The sequence below is a fragment of the Frankia gtarii genome (genome assembly GCF_025403375.1).
Classification (GTDB): Bacteria; Actinomycetota; Actinomycetes; order Frankiales; family Frankiaceae; genus Frankia; species Frankia gtarii.
The window spans coordinates 1-17,207 of the sequence record NZ_JAMPTM010000138.1 but is presented as its reverse complement, the minus strand read 5'-3'; the positions used below and the strand labels follow the sequence as shown (position 1 = coordinate 17,207).

Below are 17,207 nucleotides of genomic sequence, written 5' to 3'. Positions count from 1 at the left end.
AGCTCGCTGTCGGCACGCGGCTGCGGGCCGCCGGTGTGCCCGTCGGGCTGGTCGCCGCGGCGTTCACCCAGGCGGAATTGAGGCGTCGGGCGGCGGCCAAGTTCGCCCGCGCCGAGGAGATGTTCTTCACCCGCGCCGGGCTGGAGCAGGCGTCCTCCCAGGCGGCGGCCGAGCACCGGGCGGCGCGGTTCGCCGGGCTGCGCCGGCTGGCCGACCTGTGCACCGGAATCGGTGGGGACGCCCTCGCCCTGGCGCCCGGCCGGGAGATCCTGCTCGTCGACCGGGACCCGGCGCACCTGCGGATGGCCGCGCTCAACGTCGCCGTCCACGGGGCGCACCGGGTCGACACGCTGCTCGCCGATGTCCGCGACGTCGACCTGACCGGTTATGACGGGGTCTTCGTCGACCCGGCCCGGCGCACCGGGGACCGCAGGCTGGCCTCGCGGGCCAGTGAACCGCCACTGCCCTGGTGCTTCGCCCTCGCCGACCGGGTCGCGGCCGTGGCGGTGAAGGCGGCTCCGGGCCTCGCGACCGACCAGGTCCCGTCCGGCTGGGAGATCGAGTTCGTCGCCGACGGCCGCGACCTCAAGGAGGCCGTGTTGTTCTCCCCGGCCCTGGCCACGGCCGAACGCCGCGCGACCGTGCTTCATCCCGCGCCGCTGTCCTCGTCCGCGTTGCCCGGGGGGAGGCCGGTCAGCCTGGTGGGCATCCCGGACCCGGCGGAGCCCGGCGGCCCGGTCGCCGACCCTGGGCAGTACCTCTACGACCCGAGCCCGGCTGTCACTCGGGCCGGCCTGGTAGGTGAGCTCGCGCGCCGGCTCGGTGCCTGGCAGGTCGACCCGATGATCGCCTTCCTCAGCTCGGACGAGCCCGTCGCCAGCCCGTTCGCCCGGCTGCTGCGGATTTCCGCGAGCCTGCCCTTCGACGTCCGCCGGCTCGTCGGCGAGCTACGCGGGCGCGGCATCGGGTCGTTGGAGATCCGTCGTCGTGGGCTCGCGGGCGACGTCGACGAGCTGCGCCGCCGCCTGCTGCCCCGCCGCCGGGATCTGGTCGCCGGCGGTCCGGCCATCACCCTGGTGATGACCAGGATGCGCGACGAGCCCTGGGCCTTCCTCTGCACACCGGTCGAGCACGACAGCCGGTGAGCGTCGGGCAGCTACGGTGAGCGTCGGGCAGCTACGGAGCACGATCGGGATCACGGCGCGGTGAGTCGACCCGTGGCGGCGGCGGTGAGGCAGCCGGCGGCGATCGCCGCCGCCAGGGCGAGCGGCACGATCCGGTCGACGTGCAGCAGGAGGGCGCCGCCGACCAGCGCGCCGGTGAACATGGCCATGGGCGCGGCCAGCCGGCGCGGACCGTGGAAGCCGGGACCGCCGGCCAGCCGGGAGTCCACGACCACGCCGGTGAGGGTGGTGGTCAGCACGTTGGTCGGGACCTCCGGGACCGCCACCCGCCGCGCCGTCGCGTGCTGCAGCCCCATCGCGGCGGCCAACGGCACGATGATCGCGTATGGCCGGTCCGCCCTGGTCTCACCGGTGAGGGATGCGGCGATCAGGGCCGCGATGATCAGCCCGGTCTGGATGGCCAGGGCGACCGTCAGCCACCGAGCCCGGCGTCCGCGGTGCAGCGCCGGGGCCCTGCCGATCCGCCCGGCGAGGACCGCGCCGGTCAGGAAACCGGCCAACGCGAGCGCGGACAGGTCCGCGGACAACCCCGGCGCTCCCGCCAGCGCGAACGCGAGGAGCACGACGTTGCCGGTCATGTTCGCCACGAACACCCGGCCGAGCCCGAGGAAACTGGTCGCGTCGACCAGCCCCGTCAGGCCCGCCAACGCCACCAGCAACATCACCTGCCGCCGATCCCGCACGGTCGGCGGCGGCGGCGTGGGGCCCGTCGGCGGTGGGGGAGGCGTCGGCGGCGTCATCGACACAGTGTCGACCGGAACCCCGCCCCGGTTACCGCCGTTACAGGCGCAGGGGGCGGATGGGGGCGGCGATCAGGTGGGGCTCCGACTGCCAGTCGACGCCCGGTACGTCGACGTAGAGCTCGATCTCGTTCCCGTCGGGATCGAGGATGTAGAGGCTGTGCGTGATCGTGTGGTCGGATGCCCCGACGATGTCGACGCCGGCCTGCCGGATCGTGGCCAGAACCGCGCGCAGCTCGTCGTCGGTGTCGCCGACCTTCAGCCCGAAGTGGTAGAGCCCGATGCGGCGCCCGGCCGGTACCGCGGCCGCGTCCTCGCCGACCTCGATCAGCAGCAGTTCGTGATGCGTGCGGCCGGAGGAGAAGGCCGCCGCGGGGAAGCGCAGCGCGTTGCCGGCGGAGTCCGCCGGGGCCGGGAGCACCTGCCGCCAGCCGAGGACATCCCGGTAGAACGCGGCCGAGCGTTCGATGTTGCGGACGTAGAGGACGAGATGTCCCAGTTCCTTGATCTCCACAGTGTTCTCCCCGGGGCGGACGGACGGGATGCCGTTGCCCGTACAACTACCACGGGGGGTCCGACATGCCCGCCGCCGCACCTCGATTCTGCCTCCGTCCGGACGCCGGCGCTGTCGCTCGTCGTCCGCCCGCCCGGCGTCCCGCCGGACACGCTCGTCCACCGACGTCCTGCGGTAGCATGGAGTGTCAGGCGATACAACCGTACCTGGGGGTGATCGGTTTCGACTTCGGACGTCGAGGCAGGGGAAGCGGGCCGAGGATGAACGGTTATCTCGTTAACGATCCGTTCAAAAAAACAGCTGCCAACAACAAGCAGCCTGTTTCCGCTTACGCCCTCGCGGCTTAAGTAAGGGAACCGTCAGCCTGGGAATGCCTCCGGCCCAGGATCTGGCGTCGCTAGGAGGATCACCGGCTGACCCGGTCGCGGGGCCAGCCGGAAAATCAAACAGCGACTGAGCCTACGTCGGCTTGCCTGTGGGTCCGACGGGGCTGAGAAACAAGTAGCAGGCTCCGCCCGGAGAAGCCCTGTGTCGGTGCCGGAGGACGCGGGTTCGATTCCCGCCACCTCCACGAGCTGGCCCGCCGTGGTCGCTGACCTCTGGTCAGCTTCCAGGCGGGCCGCGATGTTTTCGGGGGGACGACCCCCCGAACCCCCCGAGTGCCGAGCTTGGCTCGGCCGAGCGTCGGGTTCGAGTAGTGACGATGAACCCCGGTGAAGCGGCGCCACCCACCAGGGAGGCGCCGCTTTCGCGTGCCGGTTGGGCATTGCGGATTCACCTCGGGCAGGCCGCACCCGACGAGGTATGACCAGGCAGTCGTGTGCCGCTAGCCGACTTCGAGTGGAGAGATGAGCGGCACGCTGTTGTCGGCCAGGATGCCCGCGACGATCGCCGCCAGAAGCGTCGCGTTGGCCGGCGCCACCCCGTTGGTGAGTTCCGCGACCTTCGCCGTGACGCTGTCGTAGGACTTCATCGCCAGCTGCGTGCCTTTCGCGGTCAACGCGACCTGGATGACGCGTCGATCGGCGCGGTTGCGGACACGCCTGACGAGGCCCCGATGCTCGACCCGATCCACCAGGCCGGTCAGACTGGAGCGCTCGACGTGCAGAATCCCGGTCAACTCCGTCATGCCGACCGGCCCCCGGATGAGCTCGCACAGCAGCTGGACCTGCTGGGGCGTCAGGCCGAGACCGCGGCTGGCGTCGGCAAAGAGATGGTCGATCAGGTGAGCGAACTGGACGAGCGCGTCCTCAAGCCGTGGCGCGCCGTCCAACGGCGGCTCGCTGGTGGTCGGCTCGGTCGTCGCACCCATGACTCGAACTGTAGTTCACGGTGCGACAAAGCCGGGCCGACCACCCCTGGTGATGATCGATCGCATGCTACGTCAGGTGCTGGTCGGGGTTTCGTGGGGCTCCTCGCCGGTCGCGACCGGTCGAGTCTGGTCGGCCGACCAGGCCGACCACGAGCCGGGGAACAACGCGCCGCCGGGCAGCCCGGCGCGCTCGAGCGCCAGCAGGTCGTGGCAGGCGGTGACGCCCGAGCCGCAGTAGACGATCACCTCGTCGGCATCGGCGGCGCCCAGCGCCGCGAAGCGCTCCCGCAGCTCGGCGGCCGGTCGAAACGAGCCGTCGCGGCGCAGGTTGTCCGCCCAGGGCGCGCTGCGCGCACCGGGCACGTGGCCGAGGCGCGACTCGCCTGGTAGGACGTCGGCGCCCGAGTAGCGTCCCGCCGCGCGCGCATCGAGCACGACGGCCCCGCCGCCGGCGGCCGCCGCCTGGACCTCGTCGGCGCTGCGCAACAGGCCGGCGGGCCACGGCCGCGGGCGACGTGCGACCGGCGTGCGGGTGACCGGCCCCGCTTCGCGGGCCCCCGGCCAACCGTCCAGCCCGCCGTCGAGCAGCGCCGCCGGCTGCCCGATGGACCGCAGCAGCCAGACCAGCCGCGCGGCGAACCCGCCGCCCTGGTCGTCGTAGCCGACAACGATGTCGTCGTCGGCGATGCCCAGCGCCCCCAGCCGCTTGGCGAACGTCTCCGGCGAGGGCAGCGGATGGCGCCCACCGGCCACGCTCGGCGGATCGGAGAGGTCGACATCGAGGTCGACCCAGACCGCGCCGGCCACGTGCTCGCGCAGGTAGGCGTCATGGCCGGGGCGACCATCGAGATACCAGCGCACGTCCGCCACGACGACGCCGTCGAGCCGCTGCGCGACCCACTCCGGCGCGACGACGGGTGCCACCTCGAGGTGAGCGCTCATCGCGGTAGCTTCCAGCGGACCCGCTCGGCGGCGATCCGCAGCCGGACACGTTGGCCCGCACCCTCGAGCACGACGGGCGGCGGCGGCCCGCCGGTCCACTTGCCGAACGTCGTCTGCACGAGTTCGAGTGCTGGCGCGCCGGTGTCGACAGCCGCCACCCGGCCACGCACCTCGACGTAGCGACTCGCGTCGTCGGGGTCGATGATCAGCACCGAGACGCGCGGGTCGGCGACGACGTTGCGGTACTTCTGCAGCGTCGTGCTGGTGCCGATCAGCAGGTAGTCGTCGTCGGCATGGGCCCAGACGATGCTCGTGTGGGGCTGGCCGTCCGGCATGAGTGTCGCCAGCGTGACGTCGGAGCATGCCTGCGCGAGCCGCCGGACCTCGGGATCAAGCATCTGCGGCCACTGCTGCGTGCCGGCCCAGGCCCGCCACCTGCGGGATGACCTCGCTGCCCACCAGCTCCATCGCGCGCGCGACGGTGCGCGCGGGAATCCCACCGAGATCGATGCTCAGCAGGTGCAGGTCGTGGTTCCACAGCTCGTGCATGCGTCCGATCTTGTCGACGACCTCGGCCGGGCTGCCGCAGATCGCCTGCCCGGCGATCAGCGCGTCGAAGTCGAACTCCGGGCGGCTGGCGCCCCCCGGCACGGTCGCGTCGCGGAAGTAGTTGGCGAGGTACTCGCGCCACTGCGTGCGCGCCTGCTGGCTGGTCTCGGCCACGAAGACGTGGCTCGCCGCGCCGGTGCGGGCGGCCTGCGGTGGGCGTCCGTGTTCTGCCCACAGCTCGCGGTAGAGGGTGAACATCGGCGCGTTGACCTCCGGTGACCGGGCGACCGTGCCCATCACCATGGGCAGGCCGAGATCGACCGCGAGGTGGACCGAGTCCGGCTTCGCGCTGCCGCTGACCCACACCGGCGGCTCGGTCTGCAGGAGCCGGGGCTGCAGGTGCACGTCGCGCAGCGGGGGCCGAAACCGCCCCTCCCAGCTGACGCGATCTTCCGCCCACAGCCGCAGGATCAGCTCGAGGTTCTCGCGCTTGCGATCCGGCTTGCTCGCCGGATCCTGGCCGAACACCTCGTAGGGCGCCTCGTAGAACGACGCTCCGGCGATCAGTTGCAGGCGGCCGTTGCTGATCAGGTCGACCGTGGCGTAGTCCTCGGCGACGAGCACCGGGTCTCGGTTGGCCACCAGCGTCGTTCCCGTGGCCACCTTGATCGACGTCGTGCGCTCGGCGATCGCACCCAACACCACCTGCGGCGACGGGATGAGATCACGCTCGCCGAAGTGGTGTTCGCCGAGCGCGTACCACGCAAAGCCAAGCTGCTCAGCCAGTACTGCGCCCTCAATGACCTCGGACAAGCGCTCACGCTGCGTGACACGCTCGCCGGTGTACGGGTCGGTCAGCAGCGTGCCGAACGTCAACGCGCCGATGTCCATGCGATCAGTCCTCCTTCATAGCGGGTTTCGGAACGAGTTCGTGGCTGGCCGCATCGAGCGCGAGTACGGCGTCGAGATCGGGGATCACGGCGACCAGCTCCCGCGTGTAGAGGGATGCTCGGGCGCGAGCAGTACCGCCCCGCTGTCGGCTGCTTGGACGACGCGGCCATCGCGTATCACGCAGACGCGATCCGCGATGTGGCGGGACGAAGGGTCATGCGAGAGGAACAGCAGGCTGACGTCGAACTCGCGTTGGAGATCGTCGAGCAGGTTCAGGACCGGAGCCAGGACGGAGACGTCCGGGACCGAGATGGCCTCGTCGCGTACGACGAGCTCGGGGTCCAGGACGGGCGCTCGGGCGCTCGCGACGCGCTGGCGTTGGCCGCCCGACAGCTGTACCGGGTTCCACCGCGCACGGTCGTCCTCCAAGACAATTTCGACAATGCCGATCGGGATACATACTTCGTAGCAGGTACTGTTCTAATTTGTCAAATATCTGCTCCCCGAAGTACCTGAGCAACCGGGAACCGCGGGATCGACCGCAACCCGATCGACTGGCCGGGTTCGGACACGTTCCGGGTGCCCGGCCGGCCGCGTGGCACCGAGATCTTCGCGACCTGCTTCCGCACACGGCGGGTGGCGACCAGGCGCCCCGCTGCCCGGTCGAGGTACATCTCCTGGCGGTGTGGGACCGGTGTCTGTAGTTCGTACGCGAGGTCACCTCGGGTCAGCCGGCACGAACCGGCGAGACCACCGAGCCTGCTGGTCGGACATGTGTCGGTTGCCGTGGCCGCGTGGGGCGGACGGGAGTTCCACAGCGAGTGGCCCCCGCTCGCCGATGACCGGCCCGACGTACCACTGGGACGGCGCCGGCCGAACGGCACGATCAGTACCCGGTGATGCTTCTCGCCAGGCCGGCTTGGCGAGGCGCTGTCAGGGACGGGCCATCGAGCCGGCGTCGACGGCGATGGTCGAGCCGGTGATCATGCGGGCCTCGTCGGAGACGAGGAAGGCGATCACCTCACTGACGTCGCGAGGTTCGATCAGCTCGACGGGAAGCGCGTTCTGCATCGCGGCGGCGAGGTGCGGCAGGCTTGCGATGCTCTCGAACAGCGCCGGGTTCTCCACCACCATCGCGGTGTTCACCCCGGTCGGCGCGACCGCGTTGACGCGGACGTTGTCCGGGCCCAGCAGGGCGGCGTAGGCCTTGACCAGGGCCACCACGGCGGTCTTGGCCGCCGTGTAGGCGTCGGCGCCGGCCGTGCCGTCGGTGAACGCCTTCAGCCCCGCGACGGAGCTCGTCACGATGATGTTGCCGGTCCGGCGTTCGCGCATGTGGGCGGCGGCGAGCTGAAGGGTGTGCCAGGCGCCGGTGAGCATCGTCCCGAGCGCGTCGTCCCACACCTGCTGCATGTCCGGGTGGTCACTGCCGGAGATGATCACGCCGGCATTGGCGATAGCGATGTCGACGTGCCCGAGCTGGGCGACCCCGGCGTCGAAGGCGATCTGCTGGTCGGCCCGGGAACGCACGTCGCCCTTGCGCAGCACCGCCGTCCGGCCGAGCTGTTCGATGAGCCGGCCGGTCTCGGTGAGATCCTCCTCCGTCGCCATCGGGTAGGGCACCGTGTCGAGCTGCGCGCACAGATCGAGGCCGACGATGTCGGCCCCCTGCTCGGCCAGCAGTAACGCGTGTGAGCGGCCCTGGCCACGCGCGACCCCGGTGATGTAGGCGACCTTGCCATCGAACTTACCCACGTCGCTACCTGCGCCTTCTCATCACGAGTGAACGGGACGTCGGCCCCCCGCCGGGCGCCCCCCGCCGGGCGGCTCGCATCAGGCCGGGGGATAGCCGATCGTCTTGATCTCCAGGAAGGACTCGAAGCCGGGGATGCCGTTCTCCCGGCCGAGGCCGCTCTGCTTGTAGCCGCCGAACGGCGAGTCCGGGGCGAGCCAGTGGGCGTTGTTGATCGCGACCGTCCCGGTCCGCAGCCGGCGGGCCACGGACAGGGCCCGCTCCACGCTGCCGCTGGAGACCACGCCGGACAGGCCGTAGATGCTGTTGTTGGCGATCGCGACCGCGTCGTCGTCATCGTCGAACGGGAGCACCGTCACCACCGGGCCGAAGATCTCCTCCTGGGCGATGCGGGCGTCGGGATCGACGTCGACGAACAGCGTCGGCTCGACGTAGAACCCGCGGTCGTGCTGTGGTGAGCGGTCGCCGCCGCAGACGAGTTTCGCCTCGGACCGGCCGATGTTGATGTAGTCGAGCACCCGGGTCCGCTGCCGGTCGCTGATGAGCGGGCCCATCATGTTCGCCGGGTCCATCGGATCGCCGTAGGGGAAGGAGCGCACGGCGGCTTCGGCCGCGTCGACCGCCTCGGAGTAGCGCGAGCGTGGGACGAGGATGCGGGTGGCCAGCGCGCAGCCCTGCCCGGCGTGGAAGCAGATGTGTGACGCGGCGAGCCCGACGACCGCGCCGAGGTCGGCGTCGTCGAGCACGATGGAGGCCGACTTCCCGCCGAGTTCGAGGAAGGTCCGTTTCACCGTCCCGGCCGCCGAGGCCATGACCGCCCGGCCCGTCACGGTCGAGCCGGTGAACGTGATGAGGTCGACGTCGCGGTGGGCGGTGAGCCGGGCGCCGATCCCGTGGTCGGCGGAGGTGACGACGTTGAACACGCCCGGGGGCAGATCGGTGTCCTCCAGCGCGATCCGGCCGAGCAGCGCGGCGGTCCACGGGGTGTCCGGGGCCGGCTTGAGCACCACCGTGTTCCCCGCGGCGAGCGCGCCGGTCACCTTGACCAGGTTCAGCATCAGCGGGAAGTTCCACGGGGTGATGGCACCGACGACGCCGACCGGCTCGCGGCGCACGAGCCGGCTCGCCGGGCCCATGAGGGTCGTCGTGTCGGGCAGTGCCTGCTCGTACTCATAGGATTCCGCGAGGTCGGCGACATAGGCGATGTCGGCGATCACCGGCTCGACCTGCATGAGCCGGCTCAGCGACAGCGTGCAGCCGGTCTCGGCGACGAGGACCTCCCGGATCTGTTCGATCCGGGCCTGCAACGCGGTCTGGAGCTGGCGCAGGCAGTGCGCCCGAAACGCCGGGTCGGCGCTCCACGCGCCCTGGTCGAACCGGCGGCGGGCCGCCGCGACCGCCGCGTCGAGGTCGACCGGTCCCGCGTCGGCGGCGACTCCGAGGACCTTCTCCGTGGCGGGGTTGATGTTCTCGAACGTCCGCCCGGAGTCGGCGGCGACGAGCTCACCATCGATGATCAGTTGCGATTGGTCGGCCATTGACCCTCCTGCCGCCGGGAGCGGTGGCGATCCCGCATCTCCGTGACATTGGTAACAATCCCGCCAATTATTGTCAACCCGCGGGTCGGTAAAAATTGGAGCCGAGGAGGGTCTCAGGCTCCCTGCCAGCGGTACAGGTTCCCGGGACGGCCGGACCGCCCGTAACGATGGGTGCGGATCGCCAGCCGGTGGACGGCCAGATGCTCCAGGTAGCGCCGCGCCGTGGCGCGGGACACTCCGAGCGCGGCGGCGATGTCCTCGGCGGAGGCCGGCACCGTCTCGGCCCGTAACTGGGCCACGACGGAGTCGAGGGTCGCCGAGGACACGCCCTTCGGCTGGTCCACGACGGGGGCGACAGGTGGCCGGAGTACGGCCAGCGCGCGATCGACCTCCCCCTGGCTGAGGTGGCGCGGGGAGGTGGCCGCCAGCTGCCGGTGCGCCGTCGCGAACCGGTGAAGACGGTCGCGGAAAGTCGAGAGACTGAACGGTTTCACCAGGTACTGGACGACCCCGTACGACAGTGCGGCCCGGACCGTCGCGAGGTCGCTGGCCGAGGTCACGGCGATGATGTCGAGCGTGGAGCCGCGGAACCGCATCGTGCGGCACACCTCCACGCCTGTCGTGTCGGGCAGGAGGAAATCGAGCAGTACGAGATGCGGATGGCCGCGGGAGACGAACTCCAGAGCCTCGGCGCCGCTGTGGACGATGCCGATGACGGCGAATCCGGGAATCTGGTCGACATAGCTGCCGTGCTGTTCAGCCAGCCGGGCGTCACCGTCGACGATCAGGGTGCGGATCGGCTCGTCAGGCATGCGTCACGCTCCCGGCGGTCTGCTGGCGGAACAGGAGGAGGGGGCCATCGAGGGAATAGGTCGTCGGCTCCTCCGGGCGACGTGGGGCGGTGCGCAGTTTCACATAGAAAACCTTCTATTGCATCCGCCAGATGTCGGAAAAACGCGTCGACCCGACCGACGATCGTGCGGAACCTGCGGTCACGTCGTGGTGTCGCGGTCGTGTCAGCATCCGCCATCCACGGCTCATTGGCACCATGGGGCCGCGACTGGAGAATATGAGCAGAACCGTGACACGGGGTCCGGTGCTGAGCAGTGTGGTTGCGAACATCCACACCCCCGGGAAAAGGTCTTCCCGCTCGGCAAGGAGACATATGTGACCGTGCACGCTCCACCGGCCCCGCGGGTTCGCCGTCCATGGTATCGCCAGTTGTACGTGTGGGTCCTCGCCGGTATCGCCGCGGGCATTGTCACAGGCCAGCTCGCCCCGGATTTCGCGGTCCGCCTCCAGCCGCTGGGCACGACCTTCGTCGACGCCATCAAGATGGTCATCGCGCCCATCGTGTTCTGCACCGTCGTCGGTGGTATCGCGCAGGTCGACAACCTGCGCAAGGTCGGCCGCGTCGGCCTGAAGTCGATCGTCTACTTCGAGGCCGTCACCAGCGTCGCGCTCCTGCTCGGCCTGGTCGTGATGAACGTGTTCCGACCCGGGGACGGGGTTCACGCGGACCCCGCCGGCCTCGCCGTCAACGACACCGTGGGCGGCTACATCAAACAGGGCAGGAGCGAGGGCTGGGGCCACTACCTGTCCGACATCGTGCCGGACAGCGTGGTCGGCGCCTTCGCCGACGGCGACATCCTGCAGGTGCTGTTCTTCGCGGTGCTGTTCGGGGTGGCCCTGAACCTCATCGGGCCCACCGGCGCCGGCATCGCGTCCGGGGTCGAGCGGGTCGGCACCGCGATGTTCCAGGTGATGCGGATCATCATGTACGCCGCCCCCGTCGGCGCGTTCGGGGCCATGGCCTTCACCATCGGCAAGTACGGCGTCGACACCCTGACCAGCCTCGGTAAGCTCATCGGCGTCTTCTACGGCACCTCGGTGTTCTTCGTTCTCATCATTCTGGGCTCGATCGCCGCCGCCATCGGCGTCAACATTTTCCGGCTGCTGCGCTACATCCGGGAGGAGCTGCTCATCGTCCTGGGCACCTCCTCCTCGGAACCGGTGCTACCCCAGCTCATGCGCAAGCTCGAAGCTCTTGGCGCCCCCCGTCAGGTCGTCGGGCTCACCGTCCCGACCGGATACTCGTTCAACCTCGACGGCACCTGCATCTACCTGACCCTGTCCGCTCTTTACCTCGCCCAGGCCGTCGACGTCGACCTGTCGATCGGCCAACAGCTCGCCATCGTCGGTGTTCTGCTGCTGACCTCGAAGGGCGCCGCGGGCGTCACCGGCTCCGGATTCATCGTCCTCGCCGCCACGCTCTCCACGGTCGACACGATCCCGGTGGCCGCCATCATGCTCATCTTCGGCATCGACAAGTTCATGTCCGAATGCCGGGCGCTGACGAACGTCTGCGGGAACACGCTCGCCACCCTCGTCGTCGCCCGCTGGGAAGGTGTCCTCGACACCGAACGCATGCAGCAGGTGCTCGCCCACGGCACCACCGAACCGCCCGCGCTCGTCGAGACACCCCGAGACGTCGCCGACCACCAGGAGACGAGCCGCCCATCCGCCGACGCGGACGACGCGGAACTGACGGGCGCGGTTGCCGTCCCCGCACCCCTGACCAGTCAGGGACCCGGGAGCTGAGGGAGGCTCGGAGCCCGCTAGCGCTTGACGGCGACGCCGCCGTAGCCGGCGACCTGGATGTCGGTCAGGTCCGTCGCGGTGCCGTCGGGCCGCCAGCGGTGCACGATCCGCACGCCGGGGTCGACCAGGTCCAGGCCGGCGAACAGCCCTTCGACCTCCGCGCGGCTTCGTAGCTGCAGCGGGATGCCCTGGCGGTGGTAGGTGTCCATGAGCTGCGCCGCGGCGGGAGGATCGAAGTCGGCGGACAGGTGGGTGAGGACGAGATGGCTGCCGGGCGCCAGGGGGTCAAGGAGCCGGTGCAGGATGGCGTGCGGATCGTCGGCGTCCGGGATGAACGGGAAGATCGAGATCAGGGACAGGGCGACCGGGCGGGACAGGTCGAGCGTCTCGCGCAGCTCCGGGGCGTCGAGAATGTGCTCGGTGTCGTGCAGGCCGGCGTCGATGTAGGCGGTTCGCCCCGCCTCGGTGCCGGTGAGCAGGGCCCGGGCGTGAGTCAGCACGATCGGTACCACCCCTGGGTTGCACATGACAAGACGAGTACTCGTACGCCGGAACAGCCGTGAGCAACCGTGGGCGCGCAGGTCGGTGCACTTCCTGATCCATCCCTGACCACCGCTCGGTGATCGCGGGGTCGGCCTCCGTGGATCAGGGCTGAGCAGCGGTCGGGTGGTTCGGGGGGATATAGGTGCCGGGGGTCTGGCCTGTGGCGCGGCGGAAGGCGCTGATAAACGCGCTGGTCTTGCGGTGGTGAGCTGGTCTACTTCCGGCCGGCGGACAGGCGTCCGTCGATCCGGCGTGACTGACCATGGCCGTCCCGTCGCAAGTGACCGCCGGCCAACGGCTCGGCCGAATACCGTTCACCGTGAGAGCGCCTCTCCAACGTGGTTTCTGTTCCCCAGACGAGATCAGAATCCCACTGCCGGGCCGGCACTCTCGTTACTTCGCGATCGCTAACCGCGTGCGTGCCCATGGGGTGCCAGGGCTAACGACTACCGGGCAGTCTCGATCGAATAGGCGGCGGTCGCGGCGAGGGGCTGATCTGGTGCGCCGCGCCCTGGAGAGTGGTTTGTCTGCCTGGGTTCGACGGCCGGGGACGCATCAACCCGGCCAGTGCTCTCGTGGTGCTGCGAGCCGGCGTGCAAGTGCTCGGCGCGGGTGGCTGAACGAGATTCTCGCCGGCGGGCTGAAGTCCTGAAGGTCACCAGCCCACGGGGCCGTTCACGTCGAAGAAGCTGCCGGTGGGACCGTCCGCCGGGAGCGTGGCCGCGCGCACGACGACCTTCGCGCCCTCTGATGGATGCTGCGTTCCGGGGTTGGGGTTCATATCGGTGGCGTTGGCCCCCGGGCACACCGAGTTGATCTTGATTGGCGTTCCCTTGAGCTCGACGGCCAGCCATCCGGTGAGCGCGTTGAGTAGGGTCTTCGACGCGGGGTAAGCGAAGGCCGGGATCTGTCCCAGGGGGTTTCCTGGAGACACGAGCGTCGTGATCGACCCCAGCGTGGTGCTCACGTTCACGATGCGGCCGGCCTGCGCCTTCTGCAGGAGCGGCAAAAATGCCTGCGTGACGCGCAGCGCTCCGTAGAAGTTCACGTCGAGCGTTTGCTGGATCGTCTCCGGCCGAACGGTACTGGGGAGGCCTTCACCTTCCCCGACCGCCACGCCCGCGTTGTTGACCAGCACATCCAGCGCGCCGGTCTCGTCGCCGATGCGCACCGCAGCAGCCCTGACGCTTTCTGCGTCGGTCACGTCGAGGCTGACAAACCGGACGTCTCCGTCACCGGCAAGTTCCTTCGCCGCGGATTCGCCGCGCTCCTGGTCACGACATCCCAGCCAGACGGTGAAACCCAGCTGCGCGAGCTGGCGTGCGGTCTCGAACCCGATGCCCTTGTTGGCGCCTGTGACGAGCGCCGCCTGCTTCGTGGTGTTCATGAACTCCATGCTGCAGGACCAGGACGGTATGATCCATAACGTGACGTCCACAATTCTTTATCCATCGTCCGCCAAGGGATCGCCGCTCGGGTCCAGCGATCCGATCACTGATGCCATCGGCCTGCTGCGGCCCCTCGCCGTGGTCGAAGCCGGCCTCCACGCTGCGGGACCGTGGGCGGTGCGTTTCGATCCGTTCCCGCACGTGAAACTCGGCGCTGTCGTGCGCGGCGAATGCTGGCTGGCCCTCCAGGGGCATGAGCCTGTGCTACTGCGAGAGGGCGACTTCTACCTTCTGGGCAACCCTCCGCCCTACGTGCTGGCCAGCGCGCTCACCGAGGAGCCGCGCGCCGCGACGTCGCTGTGGGACAGCGCCGCGAACGGCGCTGTGCACATCGGGCCCGAGGCCGGGGAAGACACGTACCTTTGCGGCGGGCACTTCTCGTTCGACGACACGAACGCTTCGATACTGATCGACGTTCTGCCGCCGATTGTGCACGTCCATGCCGCAGATCCTCGAGGCAAGCTGCTGGCACACCTGAGCGAACTGCTGGTCACCGAGGTCGAGACCACCGCCGTCGGCGGCTCTCTGGTCCTGGACCATCTCGCACAGATCCTGTTCGTCCACATGCTCCGCGCCCACGCCGGCCAAGCCGGCCGGCCTGCCGGCTGGCTGGGAGCACTCAGCGACAACGGCATCGGTGCCGCGCTTCGCGCCATACACGCAGACGTGGCGCACCGCTGGACACTCAAAGAGCTCGCCGGCATCAGCTGCATGTCACGCTCGGCGTTCGCCGCATCCTTCAAGAACCAGGTCGGAACCGCGCCACTGCAGTACCTGATCGAGTGGCGAATGAGCCTTGCCCGCGATGCCCTGCGCCGCGGCACCCGGTCGATCTCCGAACTCGCATTCGCGACCGGCTATAAATCCGAGAGCGCGTTCAGCACCGCGTTCCGCCGCGTGGCCGGCTCCTCACCCAAACAATTCCGCGATACAGCACATCGCGCCGTGAACAGCGAGCCGGGCCAGGAATCTTCCGCCGGCTCTTGCGCAATTTGATAGTGCAGCAGGGCAACCGAGATCAGCCTCCTTTCCAGCACGTCACGCTTGCCGTCAGGATTCGACTCGCCGAACAGTGGGATCATCCACTCATCCGGGGGTCCAGATGCGCGACGAACACGGCGAGCGTGAGCACCGCTTGGTGCAGTTCAGCGCCAAGCGGGTCGGCTGGTCCCGTCAGGGTGCCCGGGGCGGTCAGGACGGCCTTGGCCGCCAGCCGGAGATTCCTGATCATCGGATTCGGGTCGCCCTTGCGGCTGACCAGGACGACCTGGCTGGGGGGAGCGCCCTCGATCGGGACGGTGACGAGGTTGGGACGCAGTGAGCTACGCCGATCGCCGACCGGTAGCACGGCGATCGCCCAGGCCACAGCACTCCAACTCAACTGATCACAAAAGTCGGGCTGGAGTACTAGTAGCGTGTCGCCTCTAACTTTCGATGGGGATGTGGTAGATCGGTAGTGATGTCTTCTGCTGCCGTGAGGATGTGTCGTGTCTGGTTCGGGGTTACCGTCGGTGGTGCTGAGCGCCGGTGAGCGTGAGTGGTTGACGAGGGTGGTGCGGACCGGGGCGCATCCGGCGCAGGAGGTCCGCCGGTCACGGATCCTGCTGGAACTCGATGAGAGTCAGGGTGAGCCGGCCGGCCGTCGGGAGATCGCCGAGCGGGTCGGGGTCGATCCCGACACGATCAGCAACGTGGCCAGGGCCTACGCCGAGCGTGGTGGTGACATCGCGGCGACGATCCAGCGCCGGAAGCGGCTGACGCCACCGATCGAACCGAAGATCACCGGTGAGGTCGAGGCCCGGTTGATCGCGCTGGCATGCTCGGCCCCGCCGCAGGGTTATGCCCGCTGGTCGCTGCGGCTGCTGGAGAGACAGGTCGCGCTGGTCGAGGACATCCCGGACATGGATCACTCGACGATCGGGAGAGTGTTAAAAAAACGGCGCTTCGTCCTCATCTGAGGAAGTGCTGGACCATCCCGCCCCGCGCGAACGGCGAGTTCGTCGCCCGGATGGAAGACGTCCTCGCGGTCTACGCCCGCCCCCCACGACCCCGCCGTGCCGGTGGTCTGCATGGACGAGAAGCCCTACCAGCTCCTGGCCCACGCCCGCGACCCGATCCCGGCCACGCCCGGCCACGACCTCAAGGTCGACGCCGAGTACGTCCGCTGCGGGACCTGCTCGATCTTCATCTGGGTCGAGCCCCTCGCCGGCCGCCGCCGGGTGACCGCCCGAACGCAGCGGACCCGCGTGGACTGGGCCCACGAGGTCGACCGGCTCCTGACCAGCGACCATCCCAAGGCCGAGAAGGTGATCCTCGTCCTGGACAACCTCAACACCCACTCCCTCGGCTCGCTGTACGAGGCCTTCGAACCCACCAAAGCGTTCGCGCTCGCCCAACGACTCGAGATCCACCACACCCCCAGACACGGCTCCTGGCTCAACATCGCCGAAATCGAGCTCTCCGCCCTGACCCGCCAATGCCTCGACCGCCGCGTCGCCGACCTGGACATCCTGAACACCGAACTCACCACCTGGCAGAACGCGGTCAACACCCACCAGCGACAGGTCAACTGGCACTTCACCGCCAGCGACGCCCGCACCAAACTCCGCCACCTCTACCCCGAATATTAGAAGCGACAGTCTACTAGAACGTCGGAAGATCTTTCGCAGCCGGCCGATCTGGCGGGCTCCACGACGGCGACCGACTGCGGCGGAACCAGGGTGCCTGTCGCCAGGCCCGGCGCAACCTGCGGGTCAAGAGGGAGAAGGCGAGACCTCCACCGACGTCCACAGGTGTCAGTGCTGTCCACCCGGCCAGTGCCGGCCGCGTCCGACGGTCGTCGGCGGACGGCTCGGCCGGCGGACCGTATCGAGGACAGCCGTCCCGTCCCCACGGATCAGCGACGATAGAGCACTCCGTCGGTGATCCACTGCACTAGCGTGGCGGCTAGGTGGATGGCTGCCTGGGCCTCGGTCGGGCTCTGTCTCCGTGAGTTGGGTGCGCCAGCGTGCCGGGACTGACCCTCCCAGAGCAGGGCTAGCATCTCCATCAGCCGAGCCGGGCTTGTGTCAAGGCTTCCTGAAAATTGACCCCGTGGGGGTCTCGGAAATTTGACCCCCGCGCCTGGTTGATCAGTTGTGGTTGGGTCGGTCCTTGGCGAGGAGCTCGCGGCGTTGGCGGGTGCGGTAGGAG

General features: G+C 69.3%; 17 protein-coding genes, 1 other RNA gene and 1 pseudogene. 6 read left to right on the top strand and 13 right to left on the bottom strand.

All coding sequences use genetic code 11. The features are described from left to right. Window positions 1-1,145 (top strand): class I SAM-dependent methyltransferase (locus NBZ83_RS19210; RefSeq protein ID WP_261575533.1); only part of this gene is annotated, 1,145 nt, incomplete at its 5' end. A 50-nt stretch (window positions 1,146-1,195) separates the two neighbouring features. On the opposite strand, the gene NBZ83_RS19205 is transcribed toward NBZ83_RS19210, so the two are convergent. Both NBZ83_RS19205 and NBZ83_RS19200 read right to left on the bottom strand, forming a co-directional pair. Further along, complete coding sequence (locus tag NBZ83_RS19205; RefSeq protein WP_261565404.1) at window positions 1,196-1,846, bottom strand: YoaK family protein; 651 nt, start codon at window positions 1,844-1,846, stop codon at window positions 1,196-1,198. Between the two features lie 118 nt (window positions 1,847-1,964). Next, entirely contained in the window at window positions 1,965-2,438 is a 474-nt protein-coding gene (locus NBZ83_RS19200) for a VOC family protein (RefSeq protein ID WP_261565386.1), read from the bottom strand. 208 nt (window positions 2,439-2,646) lie between these two features. On the opposite strand from NBZ83_RS19200, the gene ssrA reads away from it, so the two are divergent. Next, window positions 2,647-3,012, top strand: a transfer-messenger RNA (tmRNA) gene (ssrA, locus tag NBZ83_RS19195). Between the two features lie 252 nt (window positions 3,013-3,264). Here ssrA and NBZ83_RS19190 read toward each other — a convergent pair. From NBZ83_RS19190 to NBZ83_RS19155, 8 genes are all read right to left on the bottom strand, one after another. Beyond that, window positions 3,265-3,750 (bottom strand): MarR family winged helix-turn-helix transcriptional regulator, encoded by a 486-nt coding sequence (locus tag NBZ83_RS19190; RefSeq protein WP_261565385.1) that lies wholly within the window; start codon window positions 3,748-3,750, stop codon window positions 3,265-3,267. 72 nt (window positions 3,751-3,822) lie between these two features. Further along, entirely contained in the window at window positions 3,823-4,692 is an 870-nt protein-coding gene (locus NBZ83_RS19185; RefSeq protein ID WP_261565384.1) for a sulfurtransferase, read from the bottom strand. Next, entirely contained in the window at window positions 4,689-5,090 is a 402-nt protein-coding gene (locus NBZ83_RS19180) for a TIGR03618 family F420-dependent PPOX class oxidoreductase (RefSeq protein WP_261565383.1), read from the bottom strand. The genes NBZ83_RS19185 and NBZ83_RS19180 overlap by 4 nt, the downstream gene beginning before the upstream one ends. After that, window positions 5,083-6,132, bottom strand: coding sequence for an LLM class flavin-dependent oxidoreductase (locus tag NBZ83_RS19175; protein ID WP_261565382.1), 1,050 nt, complete (start codon window positions 6,130-6,132; stop codon window positions 5,083-5,085). The genes NBZ83_RS19180 and NBZ83_RS19175 overlap by 8 nt, the downstream gene beginning before the upstream one ends. An 84-nt stretch (window positions 6,133-6,216) precedes the next feature. Beyond that, window positions 6,217-6,561 carry an ABC transporter ATP-binding protein gene (locus NBZ83_RS19170; RefSeq protein WP_261565381.1) on the bottom strand — a complete coding sequence of 115 codons (345 nt, stop codon included), beginning with the start codon at window positions 6,559-6,561 and terminating at the stop codon, window positions 6,217-6,219. A gap of 504 nt (window positions 6,562-7,065) precedes the next feature. Continuing rightward, window positions 7,066-7,887, bottom strand: a complete 822-nt coding sequence (locus NBZ83_RS19165; protein WP_261565380.1) for a mycofactocin-coupled SDR family oxidoreductase — start codon at window positions 7,885-7,887, stop codon at window positions 7,066-7,068. A 78-nt stretch (window positions 7,888-7,965) separates the two neighbouring features. Further along, complete coding sequence (locus NBZ83_RS19160; protein ID WP_261565379.1) at window positions 7,966-9,423, bottom strand: aldehyde dehydrogenase family protein; 1,458 nt, start codon at window positions 9,421-9,423, stop codon at window positions 7,966-7,968. 113 nt (window positions 9,424-9,536) lie between these two features. After that, a complete protein-coding gene (locus tag NBZ83_RS19155) occupies window positions 9,537-10,235 on the bottom strand; it encodes a response regulator (protein WP_261575532.1) in 699 nt (232 codons plus the stop codon). A 355-nt stretch (window positions 10,236-10,590) separates the two neighbouring features. Here NBZ83_RS19155 and dctA point away from each other — a divergent pair, with 355 nt between their 5' ends. Next, window positions 10,591-12,024: a C4-dicarboxylate transporter DctA gene (gene dctA, locus NBZ83_RS19150; protein WP_261565377.1), complete on the top strand. Its 1,434-nt coding sequence runs from the start codon at window positions 10,591-10,593 to the stop codon at window positions 12,022-12,024. A gap of 17 nt (window positions 12,025-12,041) precedes the next feature. Here the strand turns inward: dctA and NBZ83_RS19145 are convergent, their stop codons facing one another. Further along, window positions 12,042-12,524 (bottom strand): SAM-dependent methyltransferase, encoded by a 483-nt coding sequence (locus NBZ83_RS19145; RefSeq protein ID WP_261565376.1) that lies wholly within the window; start codon window positions 12,522-12,524, stop codon window positions 12,042-12,044. A gap of 698 nt (window positions 12,525-13,222) precedes the next feature. After that, window positions 13,223-13,954: an SDR family oxidoreductase gene (locus NBZ83_RS19140; RefSeq protein ID WP_261565375.1), complete on the bottom strand. Its 732-nt coding sequence runs from the start codon at window positions 13,952-13,954 to the stop codon at window positions 13,223-13,225. Here NBZ83_RS19140 and NBZ83_RS19135 point away from each other — a divergent pair. Then, window positions 13,953-15,011, top strand: a complete 1,059-nt coding sequence (locus NBZ83_RS19135) for an AraC family transcriptional regulator (protein WP_261575534.1) — start codon at window positions 13,953-13,955, stop codon at window positions 15,009-15,011. The two genes, NBZ83_RS19140 and NBZ83_RS19135, sit on opposite strands and share 2 nt — an antisense overlap. Window positions 15,012-15,093: 82 nt before the next feature. On the opposite strand, the gene NBZ83_RS34365 is transcribed toward NBZ83_RS19135, so the two are convergent. Then, window positions 15,094-15,381 carry a hypothetical protein gene (locus tag NBZ83_RS34365; RefSeq protein WP_261565373.1) on the bottom strand — a complete coding sequence of 96 codons (288 nt, stop codon included), beginning with the start codon at window positions 15,379-15,381 and terminating at the stop codon, window positions 15,094-15,096. A gap of 121 nt (window positions 15,382-15,502) precedes the next feature. On the opposite strand from NBZ83_RS34365, the gene NBZ83_RS19125 reads away from it, so the two are divergent. Further along, window positions 15,503-15,973, top strand: a complete 471-nt coding sequence (locus tag NBZ83_RS19125; protein WP_235826570.1) for a helix-turn-helix domain-containing protein — start codon at window positions 15,503-15,505, stop codon at window positions 15,971-15,973. A gap of 90 nt (window positions 15,974-16,063) precedes the next feature. After that, window positions 16,064-16,645 (top strand): annotated as a pseudogene (locus tag NBZ83_RS19120) (IS630 family transposase); the annotation flags it as partial. Window positions 16,646-17,207: the final 562 nt, after the last annotated feature.